General features: G+C 76.1%; 17 protein-coding genes. 10 read left to right on the top strand and 7 right to left on the bottom strand.

Translation table 11 applies throughout. From position 1 onward, the window contains the following. The first annotated feature begins 175 nt into the window (after positions 1-175). The 3 genes from ACFVQZ_RS30730 (at position 176) to ACFVQZ_RS30720 (ending at position 2,860) form a co-directional block, all read left to right on the top strand. Positions 176-337 (top strand): hypothetical protein, encoded by a 162-nt coding sequence (locus ACFVQZ_RS30730; protein ID WP_321193552.1) that lies wholly within the window; start codon positions 176-178, stop codon positions 335-337. A gap of 134 nt (positions 338-471) precedes the next feature. Then, on the top strand, positions 472-2,295 hold the full coding sequence (locus ACFVQZ_RS30725) for an alpha/beta hydrolase (protein ID WP_383627987.1): 1,824 nt from the start codon (positions 472-474) through the stop codon (positions 2,293-2,295). 148 nt (positions 2,296-2,443) lie between these two features. Continuing rightward, positions 2,444-2,860, top strand: coding sequence for a hypothetical protein (locus tag ACFVQZ_RS30720; protein WP_383627985.1), 417 nt, complete (start codon positions 2,444-2,446; stop codon positions 2,858-2,860). On the opposite strand, the gene ACFVQZ_RS30715 is transcribed toward ACFVQZ_RS30720, so the two are convergent. Then, positions 2,850-3,662 (bottom strand): helix-turn-helix transcriptional regulator, encoded by an 813-nt coding sequence (locus ACFVQZ_RS30715; protein ID WP_030498586.1) that lies wholly within the window; start codon positions 3,660-3,662, stop codon positions 2,850-2,852. The two genes, ACFVQZ_RS30720 and ACFVQZ_RS30715, sit on opposite strands and share 11 nt — an antisense overlap. Positions 3,663-3,773: 111 nt before the next feature. Here ACFVQZ_RS30715 and ACFVQZ_RS30710 point away from each other — a divergent pair, with 111 nt between their 5' ends. Together ACFVQZ_RS30710 and ACFVQZ_RS30705 are read left to right on the top strand one after the other, a co-directional pair. After that, the gene (locus tag ACFVQZ_RS30710; protein WP_030498587.1) at positions 3,774-4,079 is read left to right on the top strand and encodes a 4a-hydroxytetrahydrobiopterin dehydratase; all 306 of its coding nucleotides are present in this window, start codon (positions 3,774-3,776) and stop codon (positions 4,077-4,079) included. A 41-nt stretch (positions 4,080-4,120) separates the two neighbouring features. Then, complete coding sequence (locus tag ACFVQZ_RS30705; protein ID WP_030498588.1) at positions 4,121-4,855, top strand: class I SAM-dependent methyltransferase; 735 nt, start codon at positions 4,121-4,123, stop codon at positions 4,853-4,855. Between the two features lie 26 nt (positions 4,856-4,881). Here the strand turns inward: ACFVQZ_RS30705 and ACFVQZ_RS30700 are convergent, their stop codons facing one another. After that, complete coding sequence (locus ACFVQZ_RS30700) at positions 4,882-6,513, bottom strand: ABC-F family ATP-binding cassette domain-containing protein (protein ID WP_383627982.1); 1,632 nt, start codon at positions 6,511-6,513, stop codon at positions 4,882-4,884. A 244-nt stretch (positions 6,514-6,757) separates the two neighbouring features. Here ACFVQZ_RS30700 and ACFVQZ_RS30695 point away from each other — a divergent pair, with 244 nt between their 5' ends. Further along, the gene (locus tag ACFVQZ_RS30695; RefSeq protein ID WP_383627980.1) at positions 6,758-7,732 is read left to right on the top strand and encodes a class I SAM-dependent methyltransferase; all 975 of its coding nucleotides are present in this window, start codon (positions 6,758-6,760) and stop codon (positions 7,730-7,732) included. Positions 7,733-7,755: 23 nt separating this feature from the next. On the opposite strand, the gene ACFVQZ_RS30690 is transcribed toward ACFVQZ_RS30695, so the two are convergent. The 4 genes from ACFVQZ_RS30690 to ACFVQZ_RS30675 all read right to left on the bottom strand — a co-directional run bounded on the left by ACFVQZ_RS30690 (position 7,756) and on the right by ACFVQZ_RS30675 (position 12,281). Next, positions 7,756-8,172 (bottom strand): RICIN domain-containing protein, encoded by a 417-nt coding sequence (locus tag ACFVQZ_RS30690; protein WP_383627978.1) that lies wholly within the window; start codon positions 8,170-8,172, stop codon positions 7,756-7,758. 70 nt (positions 8,173-8,242) lie between these two features. Further along, the gene (locus ACFVQZ_RS30685; protein WP_051788516.1) at positions 8,243-9,034 is read right to left on the bottom strand and encodes an aldo/keto reductase; all 792 of its coding nucleotides are present in this window, start codon (positions 9,032-9,034) and stop codon (positions 8,243-8,245) included. Positions 9,035-9,259: 225 nt separating this feature from the next. Next, entirely contained in the window at positions 9,260-11,101 is a 1,842-nt protein-coding gene (locus ACFVQZ_RS30680) for an AMP-dependent synthetase/ligase (protein ID WP_383627976.1), read from the bottom strand. A gap of 307 nt (positions 11,102-11,408) precedes the next feature. Beyond that, the gene (locus ACFVQZ_RS30675) at positions 11,409-12,281 is read right to left on the bottom strand and encodes a LysR family transcriptional regulator (RefSeq protein WP_030498594.1); all 873 of its coding nucleotides are present in this window, start codon (positions 12,279-12,281) and stop codon (positions 11,409-11,411) included. Positions 12,282-12,412: 131 nt separating this feature from the next. Here ACFVQZ_RS30675 and ACFVQZ_RS30670 point away from each other — a divergent pair, with 131 nt between their 5' ends. Both ACFVQZ_RS30670 and ACFVQZ_RS30665 read left to right on the top strand, forming a co-directional pair. Beyond that, positions 12,413-13,480 (top strand): bile acid:sodium symporter family protein, encoded by a 1,068-nt coding sequence (locus ACFVQZ_RS30670; RefSeq protein ID WP_383627974.1) that lies wholly within the window; start codon positions 12,413-12,415, stop codon positions 13,478-13,480. Positions 13,481-13,505: 25 nt separating this feature from the next. Further along, positions 13,506-13,919, top strand: coding sequence for a hypothetical protein (locus tag ACFVQZ_RS30665; protein WP_051788515.1), 414 nt, complete (start codon positions 13,506-13,508; stop codon positions 13,917-13,919). On the opposite strand, the gene fdhD is transcribed toward ACFVQZ_RS30665, so the two are convergent. Continuing rightward, positions 13,916-14,758 carry a formate dehydrogenase accessory sulfurtransferase FdhD gene (gene fdhD, locus ACFVQZ_RS30660; protein ID WP_383627972.1) on the bottom strand — a complete coding sequence of 281 codons (843 nt, stop codon included), beginning with the start codon at positions 14,756-14,758 and terminating at the stop codon, positions 13,916-13,918. The genes ACFVQZ_RS30665 and fdhD overlap by 4 nt on opposite strands. A gap of 224 nt (positions 14,759-14,982) precedes the next feature. Between fdhD and ACFVQZ_RS30655 the strand changes: the two genes are divergently transcribed. Next, entirely contained in the window at positions 14,983-15,927 is a 945-nt protein-coding gene (locus tag ACFVQZ_RS30655; RefSeq protein ID WP_383627970.1) for a beta-ketoacyl-ACP synthase III, read from the top strand. 167 nt (positions 15,928-16,094) lie between these two features. Continuing rightward, on the top strand, positions 16,095-16,652 hold the full coding sequence (locus ACFVQZ_RS30650) for a hypothetical protein (RefSeq protein WP_383627968.1): 558 nt from the start codon (positions 16,095-16,097) through the stop codon (positions 16,650-16,652). The last annotated feature ends 19 nt before the right edge of the window (positions 16,653-16,671 follow it).

Here is a 16,671-nt window from a genome sequence, read left to right as displayed (position 1 = left end):
GGGGGGGGGGGTGGGGGGGGGGGGCCGGGGCGGCCCGCGCCCCCCGGCGCGCCGCCCCCGCCCCCGTACCCGCTCCGCGCCCGCCGTCGCGCCGGCCGGAGGTGATGCGCTGCTGACCGGCCCCCGCCTCTCAGCAGCCCGTCCCCCCGACCCCGCACCCGCGAGGAGCACCGCCATGCCGTCCGACCCGTACGCCGTCCTCCAGGCCCTGCTGCGCGCCGAGGCCGCCCGGGGCCGCCGCGCCGCCGAGCACCCGGCCGAACCGGCCCCCGCCCCGGAACCCGCGCCCGCCCCGCCGGCGCCGCACCCCGCACACCCCGAGCCCCCGGCCCGCTGACCGACCCGGCCGCCCGGCCCCCGACCGGGCGGCCCTGCCGGGCCGGACCGCCGGCCCCGCGCCCCGGAACCACCCCGTTTTCTCAGGGAGAATCCGGATTGCGCCCGCCCACCCGTCCGTACGACGCTGGCCGGATGACCTCGACCGACCGGAACGCCCGCCCCGATCGGTCCACCGGAGCCCCCTCCGGACCGGGCCCCGACACCGCACCGCCCGCCCCCGGCGCCGCCGCCCGGCTCGGCCGGCGGTGCCTCGCCGTCGCGCGGCGCCCCTACTGGGACCGGCCCAGCCCCGCGTACCGCGTCCGGCGCTGGCCCGACCTCACCGCCCTCTGCCTCGCCACCCTCTTCTTCTGGTCGAGCCTCAGCCCCTCCCTCGTGCCCCGCCCCTGGTACCTCCAGGGCATCGTCGGAGGCATCACCGCCGCCATCGGCTACGCCCTCGGCTCCACCCTCGCCTGGCTGGTCCGGGCCGTCGTCCGCCGCCTCCCCGGCGAGCGGATCCGCGCCCGCTGCTGGCAGGCGTACTGGCTGCTCGCCCCGCTCGCCAGCGTCTGGCTGATCTCCGAGTCGGCGCGGATGCAGCGGCGGCTGCGGGTCCTCCAGGACCTGCCGCCCTCGCTCACCTGGCACACCCCGACGATCGCCCTCATCGCGCTCGCGCTCCTGGCCCTCGCGCTGCTCCTGGCCCGGCTCGTCCGGCTCGGCGCCGTCACCCTCATCCGGCTCCTCGGCCGGCTGCTGCCCCGGCCCGCCGCGTACGCCACCGGCGCGCTGCTCACCGCGCTCGCCGTCCTCGTCGGCGTCCGCGACATCGTCTACGACCGGGGGATCGTCGACCTCGCCGACCGCATCGCCGCCGCCACCAACGGCGGCACCAAGGACGGCATCACCCGCCCCGTCTCCCGCTCCGTCTCCGGCGGCCCCGGCTCGCTCCTGCCCTGGGAGTCCCTCGGCTACGAGGGCCGCAACTTCACCGGCTCCACCCCCAGCCGGGCCGCCCTCACCGCCTGGACCGGCCGTCCCTCCCGCGACCCCGTCCGCGTCTACGTGCCGTCCACCCCGCCCGTCGCCTTCGCCGACGACCGCCCCTTCGCCGCCCAGGCCGCCCTCGCCGTCCGCGAACTCGACCGCACCGGCGCCTTCGACCGGGCCGTCCTCGCCGTCGCCGGCACCACCGGCACCGGCTGGGTCGACCCGAAGGTCGCCGAGGCCTTGGAGTACCTGCACGGCGGCGACACCGCGATCGTCGCCGTCCAGTACTCGTACCTGCCCAGCTGGGTCTCCTTCCTCGTCGACAAGGAGAAGGCCGGCCAGGCCACCCGCGCCCTCCTCGACGCCGTCCGCGCCCGCCTCGACACCCTGCCCGCCGGCCGGCGCCCGAAGCTCGTCGTCACCGGCGAGAGCCTCGGCGCCTACGCCGTCGAAGCCTCCTTCGGCACCGCCCGCGCCCTCCTCGACGGCACCGACGGCGCCCTCCTCATGGGCCCGCCGGACTTCTCGCCGATCTCCCGGGAACTGCGCCGCGACCGCGACCCCGGCAGCCCGGTCTGGCGCCCCCAGTACCGGGGCGGCAGCCACGTCCGGTTCGGCCAGTTCCCGGCCGCCGACCTCGCCCGCCCCGCCGCCGTCTGGCGCCACCCGCGCGTCGTCTACCTCCAGAACGCCTCCGACCCCGTCGTCTGGTGGTCGCCCGCGCTCCTCCTCGACCGGCCCGCCTGGCTCTCCGGCCCGCTCGGCCCCGACATCACCCCCGACATCCGCTGGTTCCCCTTCGTCACCTTCTGGCAGACCTCCGTCGACATGGCCGTCTCGTACGGCGTCGACGCCCCGCACGGGCACCGCTATGGCGCCGGAGCCGTCGACGGCTGGGCCGCCGTCGTCCCGCCCGACGGCTGGACCACCGCCGACACCACCCGGCTGCGCGCCTTCCTCGCCCACCGCGACGCCCCCTACTGAACCCCCGCCCGCCCCGGCATGACCTCACGGGTAATCGACCCGGACCCGCCCCCGGCGGCACGATCGGAACCACCGGGACCCGGGCGGCGCACTCCGCCCGGGCACCGGCCCCGCGTCCCGCACGTCCCCCTCAGGAGGGTGATCCGTCATGTCCCAGGCCCTGCTCGCCGGTCTCGCCCGCACCACCCGCCCGCAGACCATGCTCCGCCGGTTCCTCGCCCTCGACGCCGTCGTCACCGGAGCCAACGGCCTCGCCTATGCGCTCGCCTCCGGCCCGCTCGGCGACCTCCTCGGTGTGGACCCCGGCCTGCTCCTCGGCCTCGGCCTCTTCCTCACCGCCTTCGCCGCCGGCGTCGCCTGGCTCGCGAGCCGCCCGCAGCCCCCGGCGCTCGCCGTGAAGCTGGTCGTCGACGCCAACCTGCTGTGGGCCGTCCTCAGCCTGGTCGCCCTCGCCGCCTGGCTCGACCCGACCACCGCCGGTCTCGTCTGGACCCCGATGCAGGCCGGCACCGTCGCCGGCTTCGCCCTCCTCCAGTGGACCGCGCTGCGGGCCGCTACCCGCTGAGGGAGCGCAGGTACTCCGCCGTCGCCGGGTCGGCCGGGAGCAGCGTCTCGATGGCCAGCTCGGCGACGGTCACGTCCATCGGCGTGTTGAACGTCGAGATCGACGACACGAACGACAGCACCCGCCCGTCGTGCTCGATCCGCAGCGGCAGCGCGAAGTACGGGTACGGTTCCGGGTCCTCGGCGTCCCCGGCGCCGCCGCCCGCCGGCTCCGGCAGCGGATACGCCGTCACCTCCTCGTACACCGCCCGCAGCGCGTCCGACCGGGCGAACGCGATCTGCCGCTCCATCTGGGCCACCAGGTGCCCCCGCCACTCGCGCAGATTGCGGATCCGGGGCGCCAGGCCCTCCGGGTGCAGGGTGATCCGCATGGCGTTCATCGGCGGCGCCAGCAGCTCCTCCGGCAGCCCGTCGAGGAGCAGTCCGATCGCGCGGTTGGCGGCCACCACCGTGTACGTGCCGTCCACCACCAGCGCCGGATACGGCTCGTACCCCCGGAGCAGCCGCTCGATGCCGTCCCGCAGCGTCTCCAGCTCCGGGGCGTCCAGCGCCGACTCCGCGTACCGGGGCGCGTAACCCGCCGCCAGCAGCAGCGCGTTGCGGTCCCGGACCGGCACGTCCAGGTGCTCGGCGAGCCGCAGGATCATCTCCTCGCTGGGCCGCGACCGGCCCGTCTCCACGAACGAGATGTGCCGCGCCGACGAGTCCGCCCGCAGCGCCAGCTCCAGCTGGCTCAGCCGCCGCCGCTCGCGCCAGCCGCGCAGCAGCGCCCCCACCCCCGTGTCGCTCACGACCGTCGTCATGCGCAGACGGTATCCCAGAGGGGCGACCGGGTACGTTCCCCCGGGGAACGACCCGCACCGCCGACGCCAATCCGCCCCGCCCCCGCACCACCGACCGGAGGGAGCACGCCCGTGCCCACGCAGCCGCTGTCGCAGAAGGAGATCGAGGACCGTCTGCGGGAGCTCCCCGGCTGGTCCGTCGAGGACGGGCGCCTGGTCCGCTCCTACCGGCTCCCCGGCCACGTCGCCGCCACGGCCCTCGTCGTCCACGTGGCGAGCGTCCAGCAGGAGCTGGACCACCACGCGGACGTGACCCTCGGGTACGACTCCGTCGCCCTCGCCGTCTCCACCCACTCCGCCGGAGGCGCCCTCACCGACAAGGACTTCGCGCTCGCGGAGCGCGTCGAGGCCATCGCCCCGGCCCACGGCGCCCGCTGACGCCCCGTCGGGTCCGTAGGGTGTCGGCCATGGCGGACACCCTGCTCGACTACGAGACCGAGGCGGCCCACTACGACGAGACCCGGGGCGGCGTGCCCCGGGCCGAGGCGGCGGCCGGCGCCGTGCTGCGGCTGCTGCCGCCCGGCACCCGCACCCTCCTCGACCTCGCCTGCGGCACCGGCCTGGTCACCGAGCGGATCACCCGGCCGGGACTGCGCGTCCTCGGCGCCGACGCCGCCCACGCCATGCTGCGGACCGCCGCCGGGCGCCTCCCCGGCCGGACGGTCCGCGCCGACGCCCGCCGGCTGCCGTTCCGCGCCGCGAGCCTCGACGCGGTCAGCGCGGTGTGGCTGCTCCACCTGGTGCCGTACACCGGGGAGATCGTCGCCGAGGCCGCCCGGCTGCTGCGCCCCGGCGGCGTGTTCGCCGTCACCGTCGACAAGGACGCCTGCCACGACACCGGCAGCGACATCGACGCCGTGCTGCGCCCGCACCGGGCGGGCGCCGCCGCCCACGACCGCGCCGCGCGCGTCGACGCCCTCGCCGCCGCCCACGGCCTCGCCCCGGCCGGCGGCACCACCTTCACCGGCCACGGCCAGGGAGCCACCCCGGCGGCCACCGCCCGCCGGCTCCGCGCCGGCCACTTCGCCTCCTGGTTCCGCGGCGACCCGGCCACCGCGGACGCCCTCGCCGCCGCGCTCGCGGCCCTCCCGGACCAGGACCGTCCGCGCCCCGCCCCCGTGTACCGCCTCGCCGCCTACGCGAAGACGGTCTAGCCGCCCCGGACCGGCACCCCGAGCACCTACCCGGCGGCCACCCGGCCGCCGGCCAGCTCCAGGCGGCGGCCGGCGAAGCGGGCGCGGAACTCCCGGTCGTGCGAGACGGCGACGACCGCGCCCGGGAACGCGGCCACCGCCTCCTCCAGCTCCTCCACCAGCGCGGGCGCCAGGTGGTTCGTCGGCTCGTCCAGCACCAGCAGATCGGCCGGACGCGAGACCAGCAGGGCCAGTTCGAGCCGCCTCCGCTGCCCGGCCGACAGCGCGGCGACCGGCACCGCCAGGTCCTCCTCCCGCAGCAGCCCCAGCGCCAGCAGCTCCCCGGCGTGCTCCTCCGGCGTCCCCGGCCGGCCCTCCGCCCACACCGCCAGCGCCGGCCGGCGGGTGGGGGAGTGCGGCAGCTCCTGCGCGAGGTGGCCGACCCGGCCGGTCCGGCGCACCACCCCGGCGTCCGGCGCCAGTTCGCCCGCGAGCAGCCGCAACAGGGTCGTCTTCCCGGCCCCGTTGGGCCCCGACACCAGCAGCCGCTCCCCGGGTCCGATCCGCAGCGCGTCCACCGCCAGCCGGTCGCCGACGACCACGTCCGCCAGCTCCACCAGCGGCTCCTCCGACGGCTCCGCGTCCGCCTCCGCGAACCGGCCGCCGAAGCGCAGCGGCTCCGGCGGCGCCGCCACCGGCTCCCGCAGCAGCTCCTCCAGCCGGCGGCGGGCCGTCCGCACCTGCCCGGACAGCTTGTTCTCGCTGGACCGGCGGTGCTTGCCGAAGCCCTGGCCCGGGTCCTTCCCGGTCACCGCGAGCCGCCGGCCCGCCGCCGCGACCAGCTCCTCGGTCCGTGCGACCTCGTCGCGCCACTCCTGGTGCTCCTGCTCCCGGCGGCGCCGCTCGGCGGCCTTCGCCGCCCGGTAGCCGGCCCAGCCGTCCCCGTACCGCAGCACGGTCCGCCGGTCCCGGTCGACCTCCAGGACGGTCGTGGCGAAACCGCCGAGGAACGCCCGGTCGTGGGTGACGACCAGCGCGGTGCCCCGGTGGGCGGAGAGCCGGGCCCGCAGCCAGTCGACGGCGTCGCGGTCGAGGTGGTTCGTCGGCTCGTCGAGCAGCAGCAGCTCGGCCCCGGACGAGAGCACGCAGGCGAGCGCGAGCCGCGCCTGCTCGCCGCCGGACAGGGAGGCGAGCGGCCGGTCGGGGGTGAGGTGCCCGAGACCGAGGGCGTTCAGGGCGGCGGCGGTCTCGGCGTCGGCTGTGTAGCCGCCGCGCTCCTCGAAGCGGTCGAGGAGTTCGCCGTACGCGGCGAGCTCGTCCGGCCCCGCCGTGCCGAGGCCCGCCTCGGCCTCCCGCAACTCCGCCTCCAGCGCGCGGAGTTCGGCGAGGGCGAGATTGACGGCGTGCTGGACGGTGTCGTCGGGGCCGACCGGGTACGTCTCCGGCAGCGTCTGGGCGAGCCGGGCGACGGAGCCCGGGAAGGCGACCACGACCTCGCCCTCGTCCGGGGCCAGCGCCCCGTCGAGCAGCCGGAGCAGGGTGGACTTGCCGGAGCCGTTCTCGCCGACGACGACGGCCTTCTCGCCGGGCCGAACGGTGAACGACACCTGGTCGAGGACGCGGCGGTCACCGAGGACGACGCCGACGTGACGGAGGGAGAGCTGGGCGCGAGCGCGCATGGGGATTCCTCTGCGGGACGGGGCGGAAAAGGGCACGCGAAACCGGCCCACGGCCATGAGCGGCCGGGCCGGACCCCGGAATCAGAGGAAGAAGTAGTAGTGGTACGCACCCATGCCACCGAGGCTAACAGCAGCCCCGGACGCTGTCGCGGGACTTTCGACCCGCGGGCGGGAGGTGCCGACACGTTTGCCGTTCCGGCAACTTCTCTCGCGTTTTCCGTGAGGGACGGCGCACTCTTGCCGTATGACCCAGCATCGTGACGCCCACGCGGGCACCCACGCGCCGCACGCCCACGGCGCCCCCACCCATGCCCCCTCCCACACCTCCGGCCACGCCCACGCCCACGCGCACGGCGCCCACGCGCACGGCGACGGGGAAGCGCTCGACTGGGGGCGGCTCGCGCCGCTCCTGGAACGCCAGGCCGAGGTCGCCGGCCCCGCCTACCGCGAGGCCGCCGCATGGCTCGGCACGCTCGTGCCGGCGAGCGGCGTGCGCCGGCTCCTCGACATCGGCAGCGGCCCCGGCGTCATCACCGCGCTCCTCGCCGAGGCGTTCCCGTACGCCGAGGCCGTCGCCGTCGACGGCACCCCCGAACTCCTGGAACGGGCCCGCGCCCGCGCCGAGGACCACGGCCTCGGCGGCCGGGTCGCCACCCTCCGCGCCGAACTCCCCGAGGAGACCGGTGCGCTCGGCGAGGCCGACCTGGTGTGGGCCGGCAACTCGCTGCACCACCTCGGCGACCAGCGGGCCGCGATCGCGGACTTCGCGAAGCTGCTGCGGCCCGGCGGCCTGATCGCGCTCGTCGAGGGCGGGCTGCCGCTGCGGCACCTGCCCCGGGACATCGGCATCGGCCGGCCGGGCCTGGAGGCGCGTCTCGACGCCGAGCACGCCGACTGGTTCGCCCGGATGCGCGCCGAGCTGCCCGGAGCCGTCCGCGAACCGGACGACTGGCGCGCCCTGTTCACCGCCGCGGGCCTCACCCCGGCCGGCACCCGCACCTTCCTCGTGGACGTGCCCGCGCCGGTCCCGCAGGTCGTCCGCGAGCTGGCCGTCCGCCACTTCGAGCGGCTCCGCGAAGGCATGGGCGAACACCTGGGCGCCGAGGACCGCGCGGTCCTCGACCGGCTCCTCGACCCGGCCGACGAGCAGTCGCTGCACCGCCGGACGGACCTCTTCCACCTGACGGCCCACACGGTCCACACCGCCCGCAAGGGCTGAACCGCGCGGGCCGCCGCGGCGGCTCAGGAGGGCACCGGCTCCAGCCGCCACCACTGGAACGGCGAGTCGGTGTCCTCCCCCTGGCGGATGTCGGCGCCCTCGGCCGTCGACCCGTCCGCCACTTCGAGCAGCAGCCCGCTGATGAAGCTGACCAGCGCGACCGTGTCCGGCGACTGGACGTCCCGCTCGATGATCCACTCCTGGGCGCCGAAGTTGTTCGCCCGCCACTGCTGGACGAGCGCCCCCGGTTCCGTGGAGGCGTTCACCACGTCGAGCCGCTTTCCGCTGGCCGCGTTGACCAGGTGGTACAGCCCCCCGCCGTTCGGCACCGCGGACACCCGCCAGTGCTGCCCCGGCGCGTCCGCCGGAGCGCCCTGCTGCACCTTGGCACCGCCCCGCCGCGAACCGGCGTACACCTCCAGGACCAGCCCGCTGCCCACGTTCCGCACCCGGTAGAGCCCGTCAGGGACGGGGGCCGTGCCCCCGTCCGCCGTCCCCCGCACCGGGGCCTCAGGCCATGTTGAACTGGGCCGGGTCCGGGCCGAGGCGCCGGCCCTCGTCCAGCGCGCCGATCGCCGCGACGTCCTCGGCGTCCAGCTCGAAGTCGAAGACGTCGATGTTCTCCCGGATCCGGGACGGGGTCACCGACTTGGGGATGACCACGTTGCCCAGCTGGAGGTGCCAGCGCAGCACCACCTGGGCGGGGGTGCGCCCGTGCTTGCGGGCGATGGCGACGAGCGCCGGGACGTCGAGCAGGCCCCGGCCCTGGCCCAGCGGCGACCACGCCTCGGTCGCGATGCCCAGCCGGGCGTGCACGGCCCGGGACTCGGCCTGCGGCAGCTGCGGGTGCAGCTCGATCTGGTTCACCGCCGGCACCACCGAGGTCTCGGCCGTCAGCCGCTCCAGGTGCTCGGGCAGGAAGTTGGAGACGCCGATCGCCTTGGCGCGCCCGTCGGCGAGGATCTTCTCCAGGGCCTTGTACGTGTCGACGTACGCGTCCTTGGCCGGCACCGGCCAGTGGATCAGGTACAGGTCGACGTAGTCGAGGCCGAGGCGCTCCAGGGACGCGTCGAAGGCGCGCAGCGCCGAGTCGTGGCCCTGCTCGCTGTTCCACAGCTTGGTGGTGACGAACAGCTCCTCGCGGGCGATCCCGGAGGCGGCGACGGCCTTGCCGGTGCCGCGCTCGTTCTCGTAGATCGCGGCCGTGTCGATGGAGCGGTAGCCGGCCTCCAGGGCGGTGGCCACGGCCTTCTCCGCCTCGTCGTCCGGCACCTGCCAGACGCCGAAGCCCAGCTGCGGCATCGCCACGCCGTTGTTCAGGAGGACCGAGGGGACCGTGTTGTCCGTGCTCACGTGGAAGGGATCCTTACGTCGTCGTGGTCGTCGGCGGGCGCCGCGCGGACGCCTCGCCCCAAGGGCACAACGATCACCCGCCCCGCATGATTCCGCGACCCCGAAGCGACCCCGGAGCGACCCCGCCACGACCGCGCCGCGCGCCCCCGCCCGGGGCGGCCCGCGCCGGTCCCGTCAGCCGTACAGCGCGTCGACCTCCGCCGCGTACGCCCGCTCGATCGCCTTCCGCTTCAGCTTCAGCGACGGGGTCAGCAGCCCGTGCTCCTCGCTGAACGGGTGGGCGAGGATCCGGAAGGTGCGGATCGACTCGGCCTGCGACACCAGCGTGTTCGCGGCCACCACCCCGCGCCGGATCTCCGTCTCCAGGTCCGGGTCGCGGACCAGCTCGGCGGGGGAGAGCGGCGGCCGGTTCTGCACGGCGAGCCAGTGGTCGACCGCGTCCTGGTCGAGGGTGACGAGGGCCGCGATGTACGGGCGGTCGTTGCCGACGACCAGGCACTGGGCGATCAGCGGATGGGCCCGTACCCGCTCCTCCAGGCCGGCCGGCGCCACGCTCTTGCCGCCGGACGTCACCAGGATCTCCTTCTTCCGCCCGGTGATCGTCAGATAGCCGTCGGCGTCGAGCGCCCCGAGGTCGCCGGTGGCGAGCCAGCCGTCGTTCAGGACGGCGGCCGTCGCCCGCGGGTCGTTGAGGTAGCCGGAGAAGACCTGGCCGCCGTGGACCCACACCTCGCCGTCCTCGGCGATGTGCACGGTGGTGCCGGGCACGGGCCGGCCGACGGTGCCGTACCGGACCCTCCCCGGCGGGTTCGCGGTCGCGGCGGCCGTCGTCTCCGTCAGGCCGTACCCCTCGAAGACGGTGACGCCGGCCCCGGCGAAGAAGAGGCCGGTGGCCCGGTTCATGGCCGAACCGCCCGACATCGCGTACCGGATCCTCCCGCCCAGCGCCTCCCGCACCTTCGCGTACACGGTCTTGTCGAAGAACTGGTGCTGCACCCGCAGCGCCGCCGACGGCCCCGGCCCCAGCCCGAACGCCTTGTGCTCCAGCGCCTCCGCGTACTTCACGGCCACGTCCACGGCCTTGTCGAAGACCCCGGCCCGGCCCTCCCGCTCGGCCTTGCGCCGCGCCGCGTCGAAGATCTTCTCGAAGACGTACGGCACGGCGAGGACGAAGCTCGGCCGGAACGCGGCCAGGTCCGGCAGCAGCGCGGCGGCCGTCATCGACGGCTGGTGCCCCAGCTTCACCCCGCCGCGCACCGCCGCCACCTCCACCATCCGCCCGAAGACGTGGGCCAGCGGCAGGAACAGCAGGGTGGACGCCGGGTCGCCGGGGCGGGAGCGGAAGACCGGCTCCCAGCCGGCGAGCAGGGCGTCCGTCTCGGCCATGAAGTGCCCGTGGGTGAGTACGCAGCCCTTGGGGCGGCCGGTGGTGCCCGAGGTGTAGATGACCGTCGCGACGGACTCGGGGGTCACCGCCCGCCGGTGCCGCTGCACCACCTCGTCGTCGATGCCCGCACCGGCGGCGGTGAGCTCCGCGACGGCGCCCGGGCCGGCGTCCTCGCCGGGGTCGAGCTGCCAGAGCCGCTGGAGCCGGGGCAGCCGGTCCACCACCGAGCCGATCGTCATGGCGTGGTCCTCGTGCTCCACCACGCACGCGGTGACCTCGGCGTCGTGCAGCATCCAGAGGACCTGGTCGGCGGAGGAGGTCGGGTACACCGGCACGGGCTGGGCGCCGAGCGTCCACAGCGCGAAGTCGAAGAGCGTCCACTCGTAGCGGGTGCGGGACATGACGGCGACCCGGTCGCCGAACCGGACCCCGTGCGCCACCAGCCCCTTCGCCAGCGCCAGCACCTCGTCGCGGAACCGGGCGCAGCTCACGTCCTGCCAGGACCCGTCGGCCGCCCGGCGGGCGAGGGCGACCGCGTCGGGGGTGTCGGCGGCGCGCGTGAAGACGGCGTCCGCCAGCCCCCCGCTCAGCGGCGCCGCCTCGACGGGCGGCACGGTGAACTCGCGCACGGACCTGCTCCTCCCTCGACGGCTCGTGGCTGAAAGGGGCCGCTGTGACGGCTGCGGCGCCGTGACCGTACCCCACCGGGCGCGGCGGCGGGAGAACCTTCACCAAGCCGCGACATTCCCCCGTTCGTCCAGGTCAGACCGGGTGGGGCGGCAAGTGACGGCCCCCCGCCCCCCGTTGCGTACCGACCGGTACGCCCGGCCCCCGCCAACTCTCCACCGAATCTGTACCCCCCGCCCACGCCCCCACCCGGCCGAATATCCGCCCGCCGCCCCGCGGCACCCGGGCGCGGGCGGGGTCACCCCGGCGTCACCCCGGGCGGCGCAGGCCGTCGACGCCCCGGAGGATCGCCTCGGCGAGGGCGTCCGCCGCCTCCTGCGCCGCGCCGCCCCGGCGGCCCGTGCGCAGGACGAAGTCGACCCCGCCGAGGTCCGGGAGGCCCGCCCGGGGCGGTACGGGGACGAGGCCGGGCGGCAGCAGGCCCCGGGTGTGGGCCATGACGCCGAGCCCGGCACGGGCCGCCGCCACGTTGGCGCTCAGACTGGAGCTCGTGCAGGCGATCCGCCAGGCCCGGCCCTCCGCCTCCAGGGCCGCCAGCGCCCGGGCCCGGGTGATGCCGGGCGGCGGGTAGACGATCAGCGGCACCGGCCGCTCCGGGTCGAGCCGGAGGCCCGGCGCCCCGATCCACACCAGGACGTCGCTCCACACCGGCACCCCGCCGTCCCCGTCCGCCCCGTCGCCCCGCTTGGCCAGGATCAGATCGAGCCGGCCCGCCGCGAGCCGCGCCTGGAGCGTTCCGGAGAGGCCGACGGTCAGCTCCAGGTCCACCTCCGGGTGGGCGCGCCGGAACGACTCCAGGACCTCCGGCAGCCGGGTCGCCACGAAGTCCTCCGACGCGCCGAACCGCAGCCGGCCGCGCAGCCGCGTCCCGGTGAAGAAGGCCGCCGCCCGCTCGTGCGCCTGGAGGATCGTCCGCGCGAAGCCGAGCATCGCCTCCCCGTCCTCGGTCAGCTCCACGCTGTGGGTGTCACGGGTGAGGAGCGGCCGGCCGGCCGCCTCCTCCAGCCTTCGCACGTGCTGGCTGACGGTCGACTGGCGCAGCCCCAGCCGCCGGGCCGCCCGGGTGAAGCTCAGCGCCTGGGCGACGGCGAGGAAGGTGCGCAGCTGGGTGGGCTCGTACACCCGGCCGACGTTATCGCGGAACGTGATGACAGTCAGTGCGCTGTACGGGATTCCCGATGACCGGTGCGTCCACCAGGATGGGAACCACACGGCAAGCGCGACCGCGCCCCTTCCCCGCCCCGAGTGGAGCCATGAACCGACGCCCCCTCCTGCCCTCCTGGCTGCCGGTCGACGGCTACGTCCTCGCCCTGCTCGGCACCGTCGGCCTCGCCGCCCTGCTGCCCGCCTCCGGCACGGCGGCCCGGATCGCCGAGGCCGCCGCGACCGGCGCGGTCGCGCTCCTCTTCTTCCTCTACGGCGCCCGGCTCTCCACCCGGGAGGCGCTCGACGGACTCCGGCACTGGCGGCTCCACCTCACCGTCCTCGCCTGCACCTTCGCCGTCTTCCCGCTGCTCGGCCTGGTCGCCCGCGGCCTGGTGCCGGCCGTCCTCACCCCGCAGCTGTACGCCGGCTTCCTCTTCCTCTGCCTGGTCCCGTCGACCATCCAGTCGTCGATCGCCTTCACCTCGATCGCCCGCGGCAACGTGCCGGCCGCGATCTGCGCCGGCTCCTTCTCCTCGCTGGCCGGCATCGTGCTGACCCCGCTGCTCGCCGCGGCCCTGCTCGGCGGGCACACCGGCGGCCTCTCCGCCGACGCCCTGGTCCGGATCGTCCTCCAGCTCCTCGTCCCCTTCCTGCTCGGGCAGGCGCTGCGCCGCTGGGTGGGCGGCTTCCTGACCCGGCGGAAGAAGGTGCTCGGGTACGTCGACCGGGGCTCGATCCTGCTGGTCGTCTACACGGCCTTCAGCCAGGGCATGCTCGCCGGCGTCTGGCACCTGGTGACCCCCGGCCGGCTCGCGCTGCTGCTCGCCGCCGAGGCCGTCCTGCTCACCGTGATGCTGGCCCTGACCTGGTACGGGGCTGGGAAGCTCGGCTTCGGGCGGGCCGACCGGATCGCCATCCAGTTCGCCGGCTCCAAGAAGAGCCTCGCCGCCGGCCTGCCGATGGCGAGCGTCCTCTTCGGCGCGCAGGCGTCGCTCGCCGTGCTGCCGCTGATGCTCTTCCACCAGATGCAGCTCATGGTCTGCGCGGTCCTGGCCCGCCGCCGGGCCCAGGACCCCGAAGCCGCGGCCCCCGATCCCGAGGCGACCGGACCGGAGCCCCCGGCCGCGGACGCGACCGCCCGCGGGACGGGAGCCCCCGCCCCGTCCTCCCGCTGATCACCGGGCCGCTACGGTGACACCCATGCCCTCACTCGATCCCGGCCGCGCCCGCGCGCACCGCGCCCCCTTCCGGTACGGATCCCGTCCCTGCTCCCTCGTCGTCTGCCGCGGCTGCTGCTGCGGCGACCCCCGCAAGAACCCCGGCACCGACCACGCCGCGCAGCTCGACCGGCTCCGGGCCGCCGCCGCGGCCTCCGGCGGCCGGCTCGCCGTCCGCACCAGCGACTGTCTCGGCCCCTGCGCACAGGCGAACATCGTGGTCGTCCAGCCGTCGACGGAGGGCCGCCGCCGCGGCGGCCGGGCCGCCTGGATCGGCTTCACCCTCGACGACGACTGCCTCGACGACATCCTCGCCTGGACCGAGGCCGGCGGCCCCGGCCTCGCCCCGCCCCCGGCGACCCTGGCCCTCCAGATGATCGACCCGCCGAAGAACTAGGGCTTCGCGCCCTCCAGCGCGATCCGGTGCTCGCCCGCGTACACGTTCATGTCCGCCCCGCGCAGGAAGCCGACCAGCGTCAGCCCCGTCTCCGCCGCCAGGTCGACCGCCAGCGACGACGGCGCGGACACCGCGGCGAGCACCGGGATCCCCGCCATCACCGCCTTCTGCGCCAGCTCGAACGAGGCCCGCCCGGACACCAGCAGCACCGCCCGGTCCAGCGGCAGCAGGTCCTCCCGCAGCGCCCGCCCGACCAGCTTGTCGACCGCGTTGTGCCGGCCCACGTCCTCCCGCACGTCCAGCAGCTCGCCGTCCTCCGCGAAGAGCGCCGCCGCGTGCAGGCCGCCCGTCGTGGCGAAGACCTTCTGCGCCGCCCGCAGCCGGTCCGGCAGCCCGGCGAGCAGCGCCGGGGAGACCCGTACCGGGGGAGTGTCGGCGATCGGGAAGCGGGCCGTCGTCCGCACCGCGTCCAGGCTCGCCTTGCCGCACAGCCCGCACGACGAGGTCGTGTAGACGTTCCGCTCCAGCGTGATGTCGGGGACGGCGACGCCGGGCGCCAGCTGCACGTCGACCACGTTGTACGTGTTGGTGCCGTCCTCCCTGGCGCCCGCGCAGTACACGATCGACCGGACGTCGGCCGCCGACGCCAGCACCCCCTCGCTCACCAGGAACCCCGCCGCCAGCGCGAAGTCGTCGCCCGGCGTCCGCATCGTGACGGCGATCGGCCGGCCGTTCAGCCGGATCTCCATCGGCTCCTCCGCCACCAGCGTGTCCGGCCGCGCGCTCACCGCGCCGCCGCGGATCCGCGTGACTCGCCGTCGCTCGGTGACCCGTCCCATCCGCGCCGCCCTCGTTTCCCTCGCCGTTCCCGCCCGACCCCGACATTCTCCGTCACCCCGGCACCCCGCACCGCCCGCCCCACCCGGTGTGCCACCTGACCCCTTGTCACGGTCGGACAGGCGACCCGGGGGAATCTTGGTGGTTTACGTCACCTGTTACCCATCAGTCGCTGGCAAGACTGGGTGGCTCCTGCCGCAGAACGAACCATCGAGGGGGTCCCGGGATGACGGGCACTCGCATCGCCGCGCTCGGGCACTACCAGCCCGCCAAGGTGTTGACCAACCACGACCTGGCCGAGCTGGTCGACACCAGCGACGAGTGGATCCTCAGCCGGGTCGGCATCCGCACGCGGCACGTCGCTGGCCCCGGGGAACCCGTCGACGAGCTCGCCGCGCACGCCGCCGGCAAGGCGCTCGCCGCGGCCGGCCTCACGGCCGCCGACATCGACTACGTCGTCGTCGCCACCTCCACCGCGATCGACCGCTCGCCCAACACCGCCGCCCGGGTCGCCGCCCGCCTCGGCATGGGCGCCCCCGCCACCCTCGACCTCAACGTCGTCTGCGCCGGCTTCACCCACGCCCTCGCCACCGCCGACCACGCGGTCCGCGCCGGGGCCGCCCGCCGCGCCCTCGTCATCGGCGCCGACAAGATGACCGAGATCACCGACTGGACCGACCGCACCACCTGCGTCCTCACCGGCGACGGCGCCGGCGCCGCGATCGTCGAGGCCACCGAGACCGACACCGGCGCCATCGGCCCGGTCCTGTGGGGCTCCGTCCCCGAGATGGGCCACGCCGTCCGCATCGAGGGCACCCCGCCCCGCTTCGCCCAGGAGGGCCAGAGCGTCTACCGCTGGGCCACCCAGAAGCTCCCCGCCCTCGCCCGCGAGACCTGCGCCCGCTCCGGCATCGCCCCCGAGGACCTGGCCGGCGTCGTCCTCCACCAGGCCAACCTGCGGATCATCGAACCGCTCGCCGCGAAGATCGGCGCCGTCAACGCCGTCGTCGCCCGGGACGTCGTCGACTCCGGCAACACCTCCGCCGCCTCCGTCCCCCTCGCCCTCGCCAAGCTCGTCGAGCGCGGCGAGCTGCCGTCCGGCGCCCCCGTCCTCCTCTTCGGCTTCGGCGGCAACCTCTCGTACGCCGGCCAGGTCGTCCGGGTGCCCTGAACGCACCCCCGCGTGCCCCGGACGGCGCAGCGCGCGCGGGGACCGGTGGCGGCGCCCCCGCGCCGCCCCTAGCTTCGATCGCGGCGGGGGTCCCGGACGCCGGCCGGCCCCGGACCCGGACGCGGAGCGGCTCCGCGCCCGTGCCCCCGCCGCGACCGGAGGACCGCATGCGCGCGATACGTACCGCTTCCGCCGCCCTGCTGCTCACCGCGGCCACGGCCCTGTCCGCGCCCACGGCCTCCGCCGGTGACGGGACGACCCCGGATGTCACCTCCTTCGGCTTCTCCGTCACCCCGCGCACCGTCGCCCCCGGCGGCACCGTCACCCTGACCGCGGACGGCTGCGAGGTCCCGTCCGTCACCGTCACCTCGGGGATCTTCGACACCGTCACCCTCACCGAGGGCCGCCCCGGCACCGCCACCGTCGACCTCGACGCGAAGGCCGGCGCCGCGTACGAGATCGCCTTCGACTGCAAGGGCGAGCGCGGCACCGCCACCCTGACCGTCGCCCATGGCACCACCCCGCCGGCCCCGGTCACCCCGGCCGACCCGTCCGTCCCGCCGCCCGCCCCGCGCAAGGGCGTCAAGGCCGGCTTCGGCGGCTCCACCGGCTCCGACGCGCTCGGCGCGGCCGCACTGGCCGCCGGCACCGCCCTCATCGCCGGGGCCCTGGGCGCCGCCGTCGTCCTCACCCGCCGCCGCGGCCGCACCGGCGACCGCCCCTGAGACGGCCCCTCCGCCCCGG

It is taken from the genome of Streptomyces sp. NPDC057854, assembly GCF_042797055.1.
GTDB lineage: Bacteria > Actinomycetota > Actinomycetes > Streptomycetales > Streptomycetaceae > Streptomyces.
Note: the sequence above shows the minus strand (reverse complement) of the source record. Positions and strands in the feature narration are given on the sequence as shown.

What these genes read in the sequence shown, in the direction of transcription:
- ACFVQZ_RS30730 (WP_321193552.1), top strand. Translation starts at nt 176, where the DNA reads ATGCCGTCCGACCCGTACGCCGTCCTCCAGGCCCTGCTGCGCGCCGAG.
- ACFVQZ_RS30725 (WP_383627987.1), top strand. Translation starts at nt 472, where the DNA reads ATGACCTCGACCGACCGGAACGCCCGCCCCGATCGGTCCACCGGAGCC.
- ACFVQZ_RS30720 (WP_383627985.1), top strand. Translation starts at nt 2,444, where the DNA reads ATGTCCCAGGCCCTGCTCGCCGGTCTCGCCCGCACCACCCGCCCGCAG.
- ACFVQZ_RS30715 (WP_030498586.1), bottom strand. Translation starts at nt 3,662, where the DNA reads ATGACGACGGTCGTGAGCGACACGGGGGTGGGGGCGCTGCTGCGCGGC.
- ACFVQZ_RS30700 (WP_383627982.1), bottom strand. Translation starts at nt 6,513, where the DNA reads ATGCGCGCTCGCGCCCAGCTCTCCCTCCGTCACGTCGGCGTCGTCCTC.
- ACFVQZ_RS30695 (WP_383627980.1), top strand. Translation starts at nt 6,758, where the DNA reads ATGACCCAGCATCGTGACGCCCACGCGGGCACCCACGCGCCGCACGCC.
- ACFVQZ_RS30685 (WP_051788516.1), bottom strand. Translation starts at nt 9,034, where the DNA reads ATGCCGCAGCTGGGCTTCGGCGTCTGGCAGGTGCCGGACGACGAGGCG.
- ACFVQZ_RS30670 (WP_383627974.1), top strand. Translation starts at nt 12,413, where the DNA reads ATGAACCGACGCCCCCTCCTGCCCTCCTGGCTGCCGGTCGACGGCTAC.
- ACFVQZ_RS30665 (WP_051788515.1), top strand. Translation starts at nt 13,506, where the DNA reads ATGCCCTCACTCGATCCCGGCCGCGCCCGCGCGCACCGCGCCCCCTTC.
- fdhD (WP_383627972.1), bottom strand. Translation starts at nt 14,758, where the DNA reads ATGGGACGGGTCACCGAGCGACGGCGAGTCACGCGGATCCGCGGCGGC.
- ACFVQZ_RS30655 (WP_383627970.1), top strand. Translation starts at nt 14,983, where the DNA reads ATGACGGGCACTCGCATCGCCGCGCTCGGGCACTACCAGCCCGCCAAG.
- ACFVQZ_RS30650 (WP_383627968.1), top strand. Translation starts at nt 16,095, where the DNA reads ATGCGCGCGATACGTACCGCTTCCGCCGCCCTGCTGCTCACCGCGGCC.